At 64.9% G+C, this 16,457-nt stretch carries 18 protein-coding genes; 14 read left to right on the top strand and 4 right to left on the bottom strand.

Going from position 1 to position 16,457, the window contains the following annotated elements; translation table 11 throughout:
• The first annotated feature begins 58 nt into the window (after positions 1-58).
• The 3 genes from ACVJ19_RS36370 (at position 59) to ACVJ19_RS36360 (ending at position 2,700) form a co-directional block, all read left to right on the top strand.
• Positions 59-601: an OsmC family protein gene (locus tag ACVJ19_RS36370; RefSeq protein ID WP_025037311.1), complete on the top strand. Its 543-nt coding sequence runs from the start codon at positions 59-61 to the stop codon at positions 599-601.
• Between the two features lie 33 nt (positions 602-634).
• The gene (locus tag ACVJ19_RS36365) at positions 635-1,747 is read left to right on the top strand and encodes an acyl-CoA dehydrogenase family protein (protein ID WP_453953841.1); all 1,113 of its coding nucleotides are present in this window, start codon (positions 635-637) and stop codon (positions 1,745-1,747) included.
• Between the two features lie 74 nt (positions 1,748-1,821).
• Positions 1,822-2,700: a sulfurtransferase gene (locus tag ACVJ19_RS36360; protein ID WP_453953840.1), complete on the top strand. Its 879-nt coding sequence runs from the start codon at positions 1,822-1,824 to the stop codon at positions 2,698-2,700.
• A gap of 152 nt (positions 2,701-2,852) precedes the next feature.
• Here the strand turns inward: ACVJ19_RS36360 and ACVJ19_RS36355 are convergent, their stop codons facing one another.
• Positions 2,853-4,799, bottom strand: a complete 1,947-nt coding sequence (locus ACVJ19_RS36355; protein WP_453953839.1) for a sigma 54-interacting transcriptional regulator — start codon at positions 4,797-4,799, stop codon at positions 2,853-2,855.
• Positions 4,800-4,959: 160 nt separating this feature from the next.
• Between ACVJ19_RS36355 and ACVJ19_RS36350 the strand changes: the two genes are divergently transcribed.
• From ACVJ19_RS36350 to cynS, 4 genes are all read left to right on the top strand, one after another.
• Positions 4,960-6,339, top strand: coding sequence for a CmpA/NrtA family ABC transporter substrate-binding protein (locus ACVJ19_RS36350; protein ID WP_453953838.1), 1,380 nt, complete (start codon positions 4,960-4,962; stop codon positions 6,337-6,339).
• Positions 6,340-6,508: 169 nt separating this feature from the next.
• Positions 6,509-7,348 carry a nitrate ABC transporter permease gene (gene ntrB, locus ACVJ19_RS36345; RefSeq protein WP_453953836.1) on the top strand — a complete coding sequence of 280 codons (840 nt, stop codon included), beginning with the start codon at positions 6,509-6,511 and terminating at the stop codon, positions 7,346-7,348.
• 5 nt (positions 7,349-7,353) lie between these two features.
• Positions 7,354-8,277 (top strand): ABC transporter ATP-binding protein, encoded by a 924-nt coding sequence (locus ACVJ19_RS36340; RefSeq protein WP_453953835.1) that lies wholly within the window; start codon positions 7,354-7,356, stop codon positions 8,275-8,277.
• A 15-nt stretch (positions 8,278-8,292) separates the two neighbouring features.
• Entirely contained in the window at positions 8,293-8,781 is a 489-nt protein-coding gene (gene cynS, locus ACVJ19_RS36335) for a cyanase (protein WP_157333768.1), read from the top strand.
• Here cynS and ACVJ19_RS36330 read toward each other — a convergent pair.
• The gene (locus tag ACVJ19_RS36330; protein ID WP_453953833.1) at positions 8,768-9,595 is read right to left on the bottom strand and encodes an isocitrate lyase/PEP mutase family protein; all 828 of its coding nucleotides are present in this window, start codon (positions 9,593-9,595) and stop codon (positions 8,768-8,770) included. The genes cynS and ACVJ19_RS36330 overlap by 14 nt on opposite strands.
• A gap of 111 nt (positions 9,596-9,706) precedes the next feature.
• On the opposite strand from ACVJ19_RS36330, the gene ACVJ19_RS36325 reads away from it, so the two are divergent.
• Positions 9,707-10,681 carry a LysR family transcriptional regulator gene (locus tag ACVJ19_RS36325; RefSeq protein WP_453953832.1) on the top strand — a complete coding sequence of 325 codons (975 nt, stop codon included), beginning with the start codon at positions 9,707-9,709 and terminating at the stop codon, positions 10,679-10,681.
• Between the two features lie 5 nt (positions 10,682-10,686).
• Here the strand turns inward: ACVJ19_RS36325 and ACVJ19_RS36320 are convergent, their stop codons facing one another.
• A complete protein-coding gene (locus ACVJ19_RS36320) occupies positions 10,687-11,010 on the bottom strand; it encodes a DUF1476 domain-containing protein (RefSeq protein ID WP_453953830.1) in 324 nt (107 codons plus the stop codon).
• Positions 11,011-11,352: 342 nt separating this feature from the next.
• Here ACVJ19_RS36320 and purC point away from each other — a divergent pair, with 342 nt between their 5' ends.
• Genes purC through ACVJ19_RS36305 form a run of 3 tightly spaced genes read left to right on the top strand, consistent with a single transcriptional unit; the run spans position 11,353 to position 12,643 of the window.
• A complete protein-coding gene (gene purC, locus ACVJ19_RS36315) occupies positions 11,353-12,120 on the top strand; it encodes a phosphoribosylaminoimidazolesuccinocarboxamide synthase (protein ID WP_008974302.1) in 768 nt (255 codons plus the stop codon).
• A 13-nt stretch (positions 12,121-12,133) separates the two neighbouring features.
• On the top strand, positions 12,134-12,376 hold the full coding sequence (gene purS, locus ACVJ19_RS36310; protein ID WP_128950927.1) for a phosphoribosylformylglycinamidine synthase subunit PurS: 243 nt from the start codon (positions 12,134-12,136) through the stop codon (positions 12,374-12,376).
• A 12-nt stretch (positions 12,377-12,388) separates the two neighbouring features.
• Positions 12,389-12,643: a hypothetical protein gene (locus ACVJ19_RS36305; protein ID WP_453953829.1), complete on the top strand. Its 255-nt coding sequence runs from the start codon at positions 12,389-12,391 to the stop codon at positions 12,641-12,643.
• A 13-nt stretch (positions 12,644-12,656) separates the two neighbouring features.
• Here ACVJ19_RS36305 and ACVJ19_RS36300 read toward each other — a convergent pair whose 3' ends face one another.
• A complete protein-coding gene (locus ACVJ19_RS36300; RefSeq protein WP_453953827.1) occupies positions 12,657-13,673 on the bottom strand; it encodes a magnesium and cobalt transport protein CorA in 1,017 nt (338 codons plus the stop codon).
• A gap of 167 nt (positions 13,674-13,840) precedes the next feature.
• Here ACVJ19_RS36300 and purQ point away from each other — a divergent pair, with 167 nt between their 5' ends.
• From purQ to ACVJ19_RS36285, 3 genes are all read left to right on the top strand, one after another.
• Positions 13,841-14,542 (top strand): phosphoribosylformylglycinamidine synthase subunit PurQ, encoded by a 702-nt coding sequence (purQ, locus tag ACVJ19_RS36295; RefSeq protein ID WP_453953826.1) that lies wholly within the window; start codon positions 13,841-13,843, stop codon positions 14,540-14,542.
• Entirely contained in the window at positions 14,539-15,513 is a 975-nt protein-coding gene (locus ACVJ19_RS36290) for a tripartite tricarboxylate transporter substrate binding protein BugD (protein WP_453953825.1), read from the top strand. The genes purQ and ACVJ19_RS36290 overlap by 4 nt, the downstream gene beginning before the upstream one ends.
• A gap of 192 nt (positions 15,514-15,705) precedes the next feature.
• A complete protein-coding gene (locus ACVJ19_RS36285; protein WP_453953824.1) occupies positions 15,706-16,443 on the top strand; it encodes a tetratricopeptide repeat protein in 738 nt (245 codons plus the stop codon).
• Positions 16,444-16,457 lie beyond the last annotated feature (14 nt).

The raw sequence follows: 16,457 nt of genomic DNA, 5'->3' as shown, positions 1-16,457 counted from the left end.
CAAGGAAACAGACCGTTCGGTATCCTGCCGATTTCCACTTCTGCCAGGGAGAAGATTGATGACTGCCGTCGTTCAGAAGACAGTGCTGACGGGGTGCCTCGCGCCCATCGACAAGAACGGGCTCGAGCAACTGATCGCCAACGGCAAGGCGAATCCGAAGGTCATCAAGACCTTGAAGTGCAAGACGGTGGCGGAAGGCAAATTCCGCCACGCCAACTACATCCGCAACCTGCAGCCCTACATCGTCGACGAGCCGCCGGGGCTGCTGGGCGACGATACCGCGCCCAATCCGTCGGAGGCCTCGCTCGCCGCGCTCGGCTCCTGCCTTGCGGTCGGCCTGCACGCCAACGCGGTGCATCGCGGCTGGATCGTCAACAAGCTCGAACTCGAGCTCGAAGGCGACCTCAACATCACCGCGGTCTGGGGCACCGGCGATGTCTCCGACAAGCCGGTCGGTTTCACCGACGTGCGCGTGAAAGTGGACATGGAGTGCGAGGGCATCTCGCCGGACGAGATCAACGCGCTGGTCGCCCATGTGAAGAAATGGTCGCCGGTCGCCAACACCTTCACCCGCCCGGTCAATCTCGAGGTCGGCATCTAGCAATAGCAACAGGACAAGGTGCGGGAGACGATCATGGGTTCACTGGCTTTATCGCGGGCCGAAGTTTTGGATCAGCCCGCACCGTCCATTGCAGGGGAGGTGGCGCGGATCGCGCGGGAGCAGCTCGCGCCGCTCGCCGCCGGCATCGACGCCGGCACGGTCTATCCGGCCGAGGTGCTGCGCGCGTTCGGCACGGTCGGCGCCTGGGGCAGTCATGTTCCTTACGAAGGTCCCGCGGACTTGCGCTGCGCGATCGAGTCGATGGCTGTGATCGGCGAGGTCTGCGGCGCCACGGCCTTCATGGCCTGGTGCCAGAACACGCTGGTCTGGTACGCCGCCAACTCGACCAATCTGAAGCTGGCGAGGCGTTTTGGCGATGCCTTCTCGACCGGGCGCGTGCTCGGCGGCACCGGCCTGTCCAATCCGATGAAGAGTTTCTTCGGCATCGAGAAGCTGAAGCTGAAAGGGCGGAAGGTCGACGGCGGCTACATCGTGCGCGGCGCGCTGCCCTGGGTCTCCAATCTCGGCCCGGACCATTATTTCGGCACGATCTTCGAGCGCGAGGACGATGAGGGGACGGTGATGTTCCTGGCTGATTGCTCCGACCCCGCGATCACGCTGACGCCGTGCAAGCCGTTCCTCGCCATGGACGGCACCGGCACTTACGGCGTGCAGTTCCGAGACGTCTTCGTGCCGGACGAGCTGATCCTCGCCGATCCCGCTGCGCCCTTCGTCAAGAAGATCCGTGCCGGCTTCATCCTGCTGCAGGCCGGCATGGCGCTCGGCGTCATCCGCGATTGCATCAACATCATGGACGAGGTGGATAGCCCGCTCGGCCACATCAACCGCTACCTGCCGCAGCAGCCGGTGCACTTCCGCGATCTCGCCGCCGAGCTCGAGGCCGAGACCATGGCGCTGGCGCGCGATCCCTACAACGAGGAGGAGACTTACTGGCGCAAGGTGATCGCGCTCCGCCTGCGCGCCGGCGAAGCCAGCGTCGCGGCGGCCCATGCGGCGATGCTGCATTGTGGCGCGCGCGGCTATCTCAAAAGCCACCGCGCGCAGCGGCGCCTGCGCGAGGCCTATTTCGTCGCGATCGTCACGCCGGCCACCAAGCAGCTGCGCAAGATGCTCGCCGATGCCTGAGTTCTACGAGTCCACCCCAAGACGAACCTAAGACGACGACCCTAGTGACCCCCAACCTCAACGGAGAGGCTGCCATGACTGACGTTCTGATCACTGCCGTCGAACTCGCCGATCTCTTGAAGACCGAGCCGTGTGTCGTGATCGACACCCGCAATCCCGATGCCTACGCCGCCGGGCATCTGCCTGATGCCGTCAACGTGCACGAGATTTTTACGTTCCTTGCGACCTCGACGCCGGAGGGTATGGCGGAGCTGAAGACAAAATTCGCCGATGCGTTCGGCGGTGCCGGGCTCTCCGGCAAGGAAACGGCCGTGATCTACGAGCAGTCGATGAACTCCGGCTTCGGCCAGTCCTGCCGCGGCTATTACCTGCTCACCATGCTCGGCTATCCCAAGGTGAAGGTGCTGCATGGCGGCTTCGACGCCTGGTCGGCCGCCGGCTTCCCGGTGACCACGGACGTTGCGACGCCTGCCAAGGCCGGGTTCTCGATCGTGCCTGAAGCCGGCGAGATCCTGATCGACGCGAAGACGATGCTCGGCGCCGTCGGCAAGCCCGGCATCGCCATCCTCGACGTCCGCGATGTCGACGAGTGGATCGGCGACAGCTCGTCTCCTTACGGCAAGGATTTCTGCCCGCGCAAGGGCCGCATCCCCGGCGCGGTGTGGCTGGAATGGTATCGCATGATGAAACCGACCGCCGAGGGCCCGCGCTTCAAGTCCAAGGACGAGATTTTGGCAGAATGCGCCACCGTCGGCATCTCGCAGGCGACGCCGGTCTATCTCTACTGCTTCAAGGGCGCGCGGGCCTCGAACACCTTCCTGGCGCTGAAGAACGCCGGCGTGAAAGACGTGCGGATGTATTTCGGCTCCTGGAACGAATGGTCGCGCGATCCCTCGCTGCCGATCGAGCAGGGCCTGCCGATTGCGTCTGATGTGACGACCAAGGCGGCGTGAGCGCTCGCCTCGTCCTTCGAGACGACGCGGAGCCTGTCATCGGGCCGCGCTGTGCGCGGACCCGGTGGCGGTCTCCTCAGGATGAGGCTAAGCGGCAGCGGTGCCCGTTGATACCGCTGCCGCGCACACCGCCCTCATCCTGAGGAGCCCGCCTAAAGCGGGCGTCTCGAAGGATGGGCCGCTTGCGGACGAGGCGTAATCCCTAGCGCCTTGATCCGCGAGGCCAGCGTGGTCGGCTTGATATCGAGCATCTCGGCCGCGCCGTCGGGGCCGAAGACTTTTCCCGAGCAGGCCTCGAGCGCGGCCAGGATGTTGGCGCGCTCGTGGTCGCGCATTTCCGACGACGTCATGACGGCGGGGCGCGCATCCATCTTCTGGCGGGCGGCGCCGGTCGGGGCTTGTGCGCCGGATGCATCCGGCAGGTCGATGCGCAGGCGGCCGTTCTGCGACAGGATCGCCGCGCGCTCGATCACGTTCTGCAATTCGCGGACGTTGCCGGGCCAGTCGTAGCGGGCGAGCCGCCGCGCATCGCCCTCGGACAGGCGCAAATTCGACTTCAGCGCCTTGCCCTCGCGTGTCAGAAAATGCTGGGCCAGCAGGGGAATGTCCTCGCGCCGTTCACGCAAGGGAACGGTTTCGATCGGGAACACGTTGAGGCGGAAATAGAGGTCCTCGCGGAAACGGCCGCGCTGCACCTCCTGCTTGAGGTCGCGGTTGGTCGCGGCGATGACGCGGACGTCGACGGCGCGGGTGCGCTCCTGGCCGACGCGCTCGAAATTTCCCTCCTGCAGCACGCGCAGCAGCTTGCCTTGCAATTCGAGCGGGATCTCGCCGACCTCGTCGAGGAACAGCGTGCCGCCGTCGGCGAGCTCGAAGCGGCCGATGCGGTCGCGCGTTGCGCCGGTGAAGGCGCCGCGGACATGGCCGAAGAACTCGCTCTCGAACAATTCGCGCGGGATCGCCGCGCAGTTGACGCGGATCAGCGGCCGGTCGCTGCGGGTGGAATCCTCATGGATGGCGCGCGCGATCAGCTCCTTGCCGGTGCCGGATTCGCCGGTGATCATCACCGCCGCCGTGGTCGGCGCCACCAGCTTGACCTGGCGCAGCGTCTTCTGGATCGCCTCGCTTCCACCGATGATGCCGCGCGGATTGGTCTCGATGCGGATTTCTTCCTGGAGATAAGCGTTCTCGAGCTCCAGGCGTTCCCGCAGGCGATCGACTTCGGCGAGCGCGGCATGCAGCTTCTCGTCGGCCTCGCGGCGCTGGCTGACGTCGCGAAACACCACGACGGCGCCGACCACGACGCCGCGGTCGCGGATCGGCGTCGAGGTGTATTCGACCCAGGCGGGCGAGCCGTCCTTGCGCCAGAACACTTCGCCGTCGACCTGGTGCACGGCGCCGTCGCGGAACGCCGCATAGATCGGGCAATCGTGGTTGTGATAGTGACGGCCGTCGTGATGGGTGTGGTGCACGATCGGGTGGATCTCCTTGCCGACCAGCTCCTCGGCGGTCCAGCCCAGCATGCGCTCGGCCGCAGGATTGACGAAGGTGGTCTTGCCTTCCGCGTTGACGCCATAGATGCCTTCGCCGGCGGCGCGCAGGATCAGCTGGTTCTCGCGCTCGATGTCCTGGAACACGCGCTCGACCCGCTGCCAGGTGGAGATGCCGCCGCGCATGTGGTCTTCGGCGGCCGCATCGACATTGCGCCGGCGGCGCGCTTCGAGATCGGTCAGCGTGAGCAGCAGCAGCGAGCGGCCGTCATGCGGCAGCAGGCAGCCGGCATATTCGAGCTGGAGATTTTGCCCCGTCGCATGGCGGGGGGTGAGCGCCGTGGTCCAGTAGGCGCCCTTGTGCAGCACAGCCTGGGTGAAGACGGTGAGGGCCGGAAGCTCGCCGGCGTGGAGCGTGCTGGCCCGGGTCTGCCGGAGCAGGGCGCGGTCATAGCCGAGCAGGGCGCAGGCGGCCGGATTGGCATCGACGATCTGGTCGCTGAAGGGATCGACCAGCAGGGTCGCCTCGACCGAGGATTCGAACGCCGCGATGCGCGGGTCGACGGCGGGAGCCACATCATCGTGGACGGATATTGGCGTCGTTGCCATTGCGAAATCTCGTAATTGAACTACGAAATCTCGTTTATCACGAGTTTTCGTAGTGGCCAAGCGCGGGCGAAAATGCTGCGTCATCAAGGCACTGGCCGCTTCTAGGGCGGTGGCATGCTCCTTGCGTAATTGCTCCTCGCAATGACGCGCAGGAGGGCCGATGTCCACGTTCGACAATCCGTTTGATCCCGATCGCAACCTTCGAACCGGCTGCGTCTGCGGCCAGCATCAGTCCGCAGCCGAGCACGAGCAGGCCACGGCGCTGCGCTGCGCGCCCGTCGAGAGCGAGGAGAAGCGCTACGAGGGCGTGGTCGCCTCCGCAGTGATGCGCGCGATGTTTCCGCAGGACGTTGCGCGGCGCGCGTTCCTGAAGTCGGTCGGGGCATCGACTGCGCTCGCGGCACTCTCGCAGTTCTTCCCGCTCAAAACGGCGACCGAGGTCTTTGCGCAGGCCGGTGCGCCCGAGAAGAAGGACCTCAAGGTCGGCTTCATCCCGATCACCTGCGCCACGCCGATCATCATGGCGGCGCCGATGGGCTTCTATGCCAAGCACGGCCTCAACGTCGAGGTGGTCAAGACCGCGGGCTGGGCCGTGATCCGCGACAAGACCATCAACAAGGAATACGACGCCGCGCACATGCTGGCGCCGATGCCGATCGCGATCTCGCTCGGCCTCGGGGCCAACGCCATTCCCTTCGCCGTCCCTGCGATCGAGAACATCAACGGGCAGGGCATCGTGCTTGCGACCAAGCACAAGGACAAGCGCGATCCGAAGGACTGGAAGGGCCTGAAATTCGCGATCCCCTTCGACTATTCCATGCACAATTACCTGCTGCGCTATTATCTCGCCGAGCACGGGCTCGATCCTGACGCCGACGTGCAGCTGCGCTCGGTGCCGCCGCCGGAGATGGTCGCGAACCTGCGCGCCGACAACATCGACGGCTTCCTCGCGCCCGACAACATCTGCCAGCGCGCGATCTATGACGGCGTCGGCTTCATGCATCTGCTCTCCAAGGAGATCTGGGACGGCCATCCCTGCTGCAGCTTCGCCGCCAGCCGCGAGTTCATCACCACAGCGCCGAACAGCTTTGCGGCGCTGACGCGCGCCATCGTCGATGCCACCGCCTATGCCTCGAAGGCCGAGAACCGCAAGCAGATCGCGGAGGCCATTGCGCCCGCCAACTACATCAACGCGCCGGTCACGGTGCTGGAGCAGGTGCTGACCGGCACCTATGCCGACGGCCTCGGCGGTGTGAAGACCGATGCCAAGCGCGTCGATTTCGATCCGTTCCCCTGGCAGTCCTTTGCGGTGTGGATGCTGACGCAGATGAAGCGCTGGGGCCAGATCAAGGGCGATGTCGATTACAAGGCGGTGGCCGAGCAGGTCTATCTGGCGACCGACACCAAGAAGCTGATGACCGAGATGGGCCTGTCGCCGCCGGCGAGCAGCTACAAATCGTTCGCGGTGATGGGGAAGACGTTCGATCCGGCCAAGCCGGAGGACTATGTCGCGAGCTTCAAGATCAGGAAGGCGTCGTGATGGGTCGTGCTCTCTCTCCGGCGTCGTCCCGGCGAAGGCCGGGACCCATAACCACAGGGAGATGTTTGGCGATGACTCGTCGTTCGGTACTCCCACTGACCGCCATCGATAGATCACGCGGTATGGGTCCCGGCCTTCGCCGGGACGACATGTGGAGAGGGCACGTCGCATGACATCCTCCCTCCGCCTCCGCGCCGGCCTCGTCTCCATCGCGCTGCTCGCCGCGTTCCTCGGCATCTGGCATCTCGCCACGCGCTCGACGGCACCTGTCGCCACGATGAGCCCGGAATACGCCAAGCTGATGGGCCTCACGGCCACGCAGGGCAAATCCGCCATGCCTGGGCCGCTCGATGTCGGCGCAAAGCTCTGGGAGCATTTGAAGCGGCCGTTCTACGACAACGGGCCGAACGACAAGGGGCTCGGCATCCAGCTCGCTTATTCCATTGCGCGCGTCGGCACCGGCTATCTGCTCGCGGTGCTCGTCGCCATCCCGCTGGGTTTTCTCATCGGCATGTCACCGCTGCTGAGCAAGGCGCTCGATCCGTTCATCCAGGTGTTGAAGCCGATCTCGCCGCTCGCATGGATGCCGCTGGCGCTCTACACCATCAAGGATTCCTCGGTCTCGGCAATCTTCGTCATCTTCATCTGCTCGATCTGGCCGATGCTGCTCAACACCGTGTTCGGCGTCGCCAGCGTGCGCAAGGAGTGGATCAATGTCGCGCGCACGCTGGAGGTCGGCACCGTCAGGCGAGCCTTCACCGTGATCCTCCCCGCAGCGGCGCCGACGATCTTGACGGGCATGCGCATCTCGATCGGGATTGCCTGGCTCGTGATCGTCGCGGCCGAGATGCTCGTCGGCGGCACCGGCATCGGCTACTTCGTCTGGAACGAGTGGAACAACCTCTCGATAACCAACGTGATCATCGCGATCCTCCTGATCGGGATCGTCGGCATGCTGCTCGACCAGATCCTCGCGCGCTTCACGCGCATGGTCACCTTTCCGGAGTAGGGGCCGTGACCGACAAGTTCATTTCCATCGAAGGCATCGCAAAACGCTATCCCGGCGCAAGCGGCGCCACGACCACCGTGTTCGAGAACCTGTGGCTCTCGATGGCCCGCGGCGAGTTCTGTTGCGTGATCGGCCATTCCGGCTGCGGCAAGACCACTGTGCTCAACATCCTCGCCGGCCTCGATGCGCCGAGCGAGGGCGCGGTCATCGTCGACGGGCAGGCGATCTCGGGCACCAGCCTCGACCGCGCCGTGATCTTCCAGAGCCACGCGCTGCTGCCCTGGCGCACCGTGCTCGGCAACGTCGCTTATGCCGTGAGCTCGAAATGGCGGAGCTGGGACCGCGCCAAGGTCAAGGCGCACGCGCAGAAATTCATCGATCTCGTCGGGCTCACCGGCTCCGAGCACAAGCGGCCGTCAGAGTTGTCGGGCGGCATGAAGCAGCGTGTCGGCATCGCGCGGGCGCTCTCGATCACGCCGAAAATGATGCTGATGGACGAGCCGTTCTCGGCGCTGGATGCGCTGACGCGCGGCACGCTGCAGGACGAGGTGCGGCGCATTTGCCTGGAGACCGGGCAAACCGCGTTCATGATCACCCACGACGTCGACGAGGCGATCTACCTTGCCGACAAGATTTTCCTGATGACCAACGGTCCCGGCGCGGTGCTGGCCGAGGTCGTCGAGAACCCGCTGCCCAGGGATCGCGGCCGCACCGACCTGCACCGCCATCCGCTCTATTACGCGCTGCGCAACCACATCATCGATTTCCTGGTGACGCGCAGCAAGACCTTCGTCGCCGAGACGCCCGATCACGATCCGCGCAACGTGCCTGTGGTGCATATCGGCAAGCCTGGCCTCTCGATCGCAGCAAGCGGCGAAGAGCCACGACAGACCTGGATACCCGGGACCAATCCCGGACTGACGGCCTAACGAGGAGACCCTGACATGAAACGCGAAGACCTCACCGAAAAACTGCTCGACATCAAGCGCGAGAAGGGCTGGAGCTGGAAACACATCTGCGAAAAGATCGGCGGTTATTCCGAGGTGCTGATCGTCGGCGCGATCATGGGCCAGATGAAGCTGACGAAGCCGCAGGCGGCGAACGCCGGCGAGCTGTTCGGCCTCTCGAAGGCCGAGACTGCCATGCTCAACGAGGTGCCGATGCGCGGCACCGGCACGCCGATGCCGCCGACCGATCCCCTGATCTACCGCTTCTACGAGATGGTGATGGTGAACGGCCCGGCCTGGAAGGCGCTGATCGAGGAAGAGTTCGGCGACGGCATCATGTCGGCGATCGACTTCGACATGGGCATCGAGCGCGTCGCCAACCCGAAGGGCGACCGCGTCAAGATCACCATGAGCGGAAAATTCCTGCCGTACAAATATTACGGCGCCAGCGGCAACGTGCCGGAGTACGGCTTTAGGGAGGGCTGACCGACGCGAATGCGTCGCGCAGCTCTTTGATCGGTGCCATCTCGCGAACAAAGGTGAAGGAGCCGTTCTCCTTCATCTCGCGCGCGCTCCTCAGGAACGCGGCCAGCGCATAGCGCGACATGGCGCCGCCGACGCTGATGCGCTTGACGCCGGCCGCCGACAATTGTGCGAGCGTCAGCGTCGGATCGGCAAAACCCATCACGAGGTTGAACGGCTTTCCGACCGAGGCGACGACCGTCCTGATCGTGGCGAGGTCGTGGACCCCCGGTGCGTAGAGGACGTCGGCGCCCGCAGCCTCGAACGCCTGAAGCCGCCGGATCGTATCGTCGAGATCGTTGCGGCCGTGCAGAAGGTTTTCCGCGCGTGCCGTCAGCGTGAACGCGACCGAGAGCGAGCGTGCCGTCTCGACGGCCGCCTGCACGCGCTCGACCGCGAGCGAGAAGTCGTAGATCGGCCGCTCGCGGTCTCCGGTGAAGTCCTCGATCGAGCCGCCGACGGCGCCGGCCTCGGCTGCACGCCGGATCGCTTCCGCCGCCTGCCTCGGGTCGTGCGCGCCGCAGTTTTCCAGATCGACGCTGACCGGAAGATCGGTCGCCTTCGCGATCACGCGGCAATTGTCGAGGATCGCGTCCAGGCTGACGGTCGAGCTTCCCTGCATGTTGGCAAGGCCGAGGCTCGTGGTTGCGAGCGCCTCGAAGCCGGCGGCGGCGAGCAGCTTTGCGGTGCCGGCATCCCAGGGGTTGGGAATGATGAACGCGCCGGGGCGCTGGTGCAGGGCGCGAAATGCCTTCGCTTTCTCCAACTGGCTCGTCATGGCTCTCTCCGCTTGACCTTGTCTGTCGGGCAAGCCTTAGGGGCATTCTCCTCATCCGCCAAATTTGTTATTTCTTTCAGTATCATCAGTTTTTTGCATGAGGTGTCCGCCATGGACAGCGATGCCCTCAACACCTTCCTGACCGTTCATCGCAGGGGCGGGGTCTCGAATGCCGCGAAATTCCTGCATCGCTCGCAGCCGGCGATTTCGCGCCGCATTGCGCTGTTGGAGCAGGAGCTCGGGGTGCCCCTGTTCGAGAGGATCGCGGGCCGCACGCGGCTCAGCGACGCGGGGCGCGTGCTGATCCCCTATGCCGAGCGCGCCGTCGCGGCGGCGCAGGACGCCGAACAGGCGATACGCGCGCTGACCAAGCAGAATTCTGGGCCGGTTTCGCTGGCCGTGACCGGCACGCTCGCCGACGGCCGCCTGTCGGGCATCATGAAACGATTTGCCGCGGAGAATCCCGCCGTCGCGCTCGCCTTGCGCACCGCGACCAGCGCGGAGGTCAGCGATCTCATCCGGCGCGGCGAGGCCACGATCGGCCTGCGTTACAACACCGATCGCGCCGGCGATCTTGCCTGCGAGCTGGTGCTCAGCGAAGCGTTGCAGGTGGTCTGCGCGAGCGATCATCCGCTTGCCGGCAAGCGCGTGAAGCGGCTCGCCGAGCTTCGCGGCGAGCGCTGGATCGCGTTCCCGGAAACGCGCGGCCGCCGCGAGGTCGCGGCGGCTCACGTGTTCGCGCTGTTCCTGACGCAAGGCCTTGGCGAAGTGGAGTGGACGGCGGTGGACAGCCTCACCGCGCAGAAGCGGCTCGTGGAGGCGGGCTTTGGCCTTGCGCTATTGGCGCAGAGCCACGTGGCGGAGGAGCTGCATGCGGGAGCGATCTCGACGATCACCGTCGGCGATCTCGCCGCGGACCAGCACATCGTGCTCGTGACTCGTCGCGGCGGCTTCCTGAGTGCTGCCGCTCAGCGCCTGCTGGAAACCATCCGCCGCGACTACGCCACGTTCGACGGCCCGGCCAGCCGGAGCACCCGAAAGAGAGCGCCGGCGCGCAAGGTCATTGCGCGCCGGCGTGGGCTCTGAACGTATTATTTCCCTGCCTTCACCTCGGCGGCCGCGACCGCGAGCAGCTCGCTCATCTTGGTGCGAATCGCCTGTTCGGTAATTGCGACGCTCTTGGCGGCGAAATCGGCCGCGATCTTGCGCAGGACGTCGGCGTCGCCGGCTTCCTCGAAATCAGCCGCGACCACCTCCTTGGCGTAGGCCGTGGCGGCCTCGCCGGTGATTCCGAGCTTTTCGGCCGCCCACAGCCCGAGCAGCCGGTTGCGGCGGGCCTCCGCCTTGAATTTCTGCTCCTCGTCGAGGGCGAATTTCTTCTCGAAGCCTTCCTCGCGCTTGTTGATCTCGCTCATGCCTTTTCCAATTTCCTGCTGACTGGACCCGGCAGCCCTCGTTGCGGGAGCCCCGGCGCATGCCTAGATAAGGAGCACGAATCGGCAAAACAACGAGCCGTTAAGCCGCAGGCAAGACGGTATAAGTTGGCGCCGGACGGCCGGATCGATTGTGCTCGGACAGCCAATCGGATAGGTTGCCTAAAGGCTTGGTTCCCGTTCTGTTTCCTTGGTGTTTCCTTGGTGTTTCCTTGGGTTATGGATGGGTTCCGGGCTGTTCACGGCAGCTCCGCTGTGGGTCGTAATCCTAGTCAACCGGAGCACACCAAATTCATGGATTTCAACAAAACACGGTACATCCCCATGAGCCGTCGGCGTCGCATTTATGAAGGCAAGGCAAAGGTTCTCTATGAAGGCCCGGAGCCCGGTACCCTGATCCAGCACTTCAAGGACGACGCCACCGCGTTCAATGCGAAGAAGCATCAGGTGATCGAGGGCAAGGGTGTCCTCAACAACCGGATCTCGGAGTACCTGTTTCAGCACCTCAACGACATCGGGGTGCCGACCCACTTCATCCGCCGCCTCAACATGCGCGAGCAGTTGATTCGCGAGGTCGAGATCGTGCCGCTGGAAGTGGTGGTGCGGAACGTCGCCGCCGGCTCGCTGTCGCAGCGCCTCGGCATCGAGGAGGGCACGCAGCTGCCGCGCTCGATCATCGAGTTCTATTACAAGAACGACCAGCTCAACGACCCCATGGTGTCGGAAGAGCACATCACCGCCTTCGGCTGGGCGACGCCCCAGGAGATCGACGACATCATGGCGCTCGCCATCCGCGTCAACGACTTCCTCACCGGCCTCTTCCTCGGCATCGGCATCCGTCTCGTCGATTTCAAGATGGAGTGCGGACGGCTGTTCGAGAACGAGATGATGCGGATCATCGTCGCCGACGAGATCTCGCCGGACAGCTGCCGTCTGTGGGACATCAAGTCGAACGAGAAGCTCGACAAGGACCGTTTCCGCAGGGACCTCGGCGGCCTGCTCGAGGCCTATACCGAAGTTGCAAAGCGCCTCGGCATCCTCATGGAGAACGAGCGTCCGGCGGGCTCCGGCCCGGTGCTGGTGAAGAGCTAAAGGGGTTTTTGACGTGAAGGCACGTGTCACCGTTACCTTGAAGACGGGCATCCTCGATCCGCAGGGCAAGGCCATCGAAGGCGCGCTGAAGTCGCTCGGCGTCGACGGCGTCGCCAGCGTGCGCCAGGGCAAGGTGTTCGACATCGAGCTCGCCGGCGCCGACAAGGCCAAGGCGGAAGCCGCGCTGAAGGACGCCGCCGACAAGCTGCTGGCGAACACCGTGATTGAGAATTATGCTATCGAGATGAAGGCGTAAGGGTAGGCAGAAATGTCCGATGTGACGCCCGAGCGGATGTTCGAGGCGTTGAAATCGATCCAGGCGCGGCTAGCGCAGGTCGATGGCAAAATCGACGAAATGAAGCGGGAAATACTGGCGTTGCGGACGTCCCAAAACGCGGCTCGCCAGGATGTCACGAGCGTCTTTCAGGAAATCGCCGGCGTCCATGCCACGCTGGTGAGGCATGAGGGCCGGCTCGATCGTATCGAGCGGAGGCTTGAACTCAACGACGCGCCTGCCCGGTAACATCGGGCAGGCCTCACAGCCATCCCACCCGCCGAAAACGCCAGTAGAGCGAGCCGCAGGCTGCCAGCATCACGCCGAGCAGCATGTAATAGCCGTACTCCCACTCCAGCTCCGGCATGTGCTTGAAGTTCATGCCGTAGATGCCGGCGAGCGCAGTGGGGATGGCGATGATCGCCAGCCACGAGGCGAGCTTCTTCGAGACTGCCGTCTCCTGCGCCTGGCCGACCAGGAGACTTGCCTCGAAGGCGAAGGCCAGCACCTCGCGCATGGAATCGATCCGTTCCTGGATGTTCCTGACGTGGTCGGTAACGTCGCGGAACAGCGGCTGCATCGTCGCGCGCACCATCGACAGCTCGTCGTGCTCGAGCCGGCGGCAGACTTCCACCAGCGGTCCGATCGCGTTGCGCAGCCGCAGCAGGTCACGGCGCAGCATGTAGAGTCGCTCGATCTGCGCCCTGGTGATCGCGTGGGCGAGCACGTCGTCCTCGATGCCCTCGACCTCCTGTTGGATGCTCTCGAGCACGGGCGAGTAATTGTCGACGATGAAATCGAGAATGGCATAGAGGATGTAGTCCTCGCCGCGGGCGAGCGCCCGCGGGCAGCTTTCGCAGCGTTCGCGCACCGGCGTGTAGGACGTCGAGGCGCCGTGGCGCACCGAGACCAGATAGCCGTCGCCGACGAAGATGTGGGTCTCGCCGAAGGCGATCCGGCCCTCGATCAACTGCGCGGTGCGCGCCACGATGAACAGGGCCTCGCCATATTGCTCGATCTTGGGCCGCTGATGGGCGTGGTTGGCGTCCTCGATCGCGAGCTCGTGCAGGTCGAACTGCTTCTGCACCGCGCCGAGCAGCGCCATGTCCGGCTCATGCAGCCCGATCCAGACCACGTGGCCGGGCTTGGCCCGCCAGCTCGAGGCCTCGCTGATGGCGATGTTGGCGACGCGCCTTCCGTCGACATAGGCGCCGGCAGCGACGACGCCTTCGGTGGACACCGGCTCGGAAGGGGATGCAGGCCGCGACGGGACGTTCATGGTTTCAATCCCGGGCAAGATCGTCGGGCAAAAGTGCCGTGGTTATGGCCTGTGTACAAGGCCGCCCGGCAAGGCTAGCACTGGTAAAATCCCCGTCAAATGGCTATGTCTCTTCACGAATTGGCCCCTTGGCCAGCCCGATTCCCAGCACCGTCGGAACCCCTGCCATGAAAGCCGCCATCCTCGTCTTTCCCGGAATCAACCGTGAGCGCGACATGGCGCGCGCATTGAGGCTGATCTCCGGCAGCGAGCCGGCGATGGTCTGGCACGCCGAGACGTCGCTGCCATCAGGCACCGATCTCGTGGTCGTGCCCGGCGGATTCTCCTACGGCGATTATCTGCGCTGCGGCGCAATCGCCGCGCGTGCGCCGGTGATGGATGCGGTGCGCGATTATGCGGCCAAGGGCGGGCTCGTGCTCGGTGTCTGCAACGGTTTTCAGATCCTCTGCGAATCCGGCCTCCTGCCGGGCGTGTTGATGCGCAATGCGCGGCTGAAATTCATCTGCCGCGACGTGCATCTGCGCGTCGAGCGCTCCGATACCCCGTTCACCCGCGGTTACAATGCCGGCCAGGTGATCCGCGTGCCGGTCGCCCATGGCGAGGGCAATTACGAGGCGGACGAAGAAACCATCAAGCGGCTCGAGGGCGAGGGGCGGGTGCTCTATCGCTACTGCTCCGCCGACGGCGTGGTCGACGAGGCCGCCAATATCAACGGCGCGGCGCATTCCATCGCCGGCATAGTCAACGACAAGGGCAACGTGCTCGGCATGATGCCGCATCCGGAAAACCACGTCGAAGACATCATGGGCTGCACCGACGGCCGCGGCCTGTTCGCCGGCCTCGCCCAGCATCTGGACAAGGCCGCGTGAGCGCGTTCGTGCTGAAGCGTGCTCTCGCCGCGATCGCGGCGCTGGCGTTTGCAACAGGCGCATTCGCGCAGGAATATCCCAAGCGTCCGATCACCATGATCGTGCCGTTCGCGGCCGGCGGCACCTCGGACGTGATCGCGCGCACCGTCGCCGAGCAGATGGGCATCGCGCTCGGCCAGACCATCGTGATCGAGAACGTTGCGGGCGCCGGCGGCTCGACCGCTCTGGCGCGCGCCTCCCGCGCCGAGCCCGATGGCTACACGATCGCGATCGGCAATGCCGGCACCAATGCCGCGACCTACACGATCTATCCAAAACTGCCGTTCACGCCTGATTCCTTCGTGCCGATCGCGATGGTGGCGAAGACGTTCGGTATCATCGCGCTGCGCAAGGATTTTCCGGCCAAGGACCTGAAAGAGTTCATTGCCTACGCCAAGGCCAATCCCGGCAAGATCAATCTCGGCCATGCCGGCGTCGGCTCGTCGAACTATTTGATCTGCAAGAGCTTCGTCACCGCCGCCGGGATCGACGCGACGCTGGTCGGCTATCGCGGCGCCGCGCCCGCGCTGACGGACGCCGTCGGCAGCCAGATCGACGGCGTCTGCGATGCGGCGGCCTCGGTCTCGCAGTCGATCAACGAGAAGCTGGTGAAGGGGCTCGTGGTCGGCTCGACCGTCCGGCTCGCCACGCTGCCGGAGCTGCCGACATCGGCTGAAGCCGGCCTGCCCGAGTTCGAGGCGCAGGGCTGGAACGGCCTGTTCGCGCCGAAGGGCACGCCGCCGGCGGTGATCGCCAAGCTCAATGCCGCCGCCCGCACGGCGGTGGAGACCGACGCGGTGAAGAAGCGTTTTGCCGACCTTTCGACCGTTGCGCCCGATGACAACGAGCATACGCCGGAGCTGCTTCAGCAACTGGTGACGCGCGACGTCGAGAAGTACCGGAAGATGCTGGCGGACGACGCCAAGCAATAGCTGCATACGCCGTAGCAGCGTTGGGCTGGGATCTCATGAACCTGCGTCGCGCTTGGGGCGACTGATTTCTCGTCGCCATCAAACGCGCGCCCCGGGTCGCTGATTTTGCGGAAATGAGCAACTCAAAGTTGTTTAGTCGCGCCAGTTGCGATATCAGGAAGCGTGCGCTGTCGTTGTGCTCGTGGATGTCACATGCCCGTTGCCCTGGTCGTTCTGCTGCTCGATCTCACGCTGATCTATCACGCCTCGCGGACCGGGCGGTTGCGGCCCTGGGCCTTCATCATCCTGCTGGTGCCGATGATGGGCGCGCTCGCCTATATCGCGGTCGAGCTCATTCCCGAATGGTTTTCCAGCCCCGGTGCGCGGCAGGCGCGCCAGCGCGTCGCCAACCGCCTCGATCCGGAGAAGCGCTATCGTGAGCTGTCGGACCGTCTGGCCGGCACCGACACCATCGCCAACCGCGCGGCGCTGGCGGAAGAGTGCGCAAATATCGGCCGGTTCGGCGAAGCGGAAGCGCATTACGATCACATCCTGAAGCTGCCCATGGGCCACGATCCCGCCTATGCCTTCGGCAAGGCGCGCGCCGAGTTTGCCGCCAAGCGCCCGGCCGACGCGCTGGCGACGCTGGACGATCTCCAGAAGCAATGGCCCGACTTCGATTCCGCCGATGCGCATCTGTTGTACGCCCGCGCGCTCGCCGAGGTCGGCCGGCTCGACGAGGCACTGGAGGAATACCACGCGCTCGCCGGCTATTTCCCCGGCGCCGAGGCGCGGGTGCGCTACGGCATGCTGCTGCAAACGGTCGGCCGCACTGCAGAGGCGCGCATGGTCTTCAACGAGCTGCTGATCCAGATGCGCCGCGCGCCAAAATACCTGCGCGATGCGCAGGCCGAATGGCTGTCGATCGCGGAGAAGCAGCTCTCGACGTGACGGGACGTGCCGCG

This window comes from Bradyrhizobium sp. USDA 376, assembly GCF_054063675.1.
Note: the sequence above shows the minus strand (reverse complement) of the source record. Positions and strands in the feature narration are given on the sequence as shown.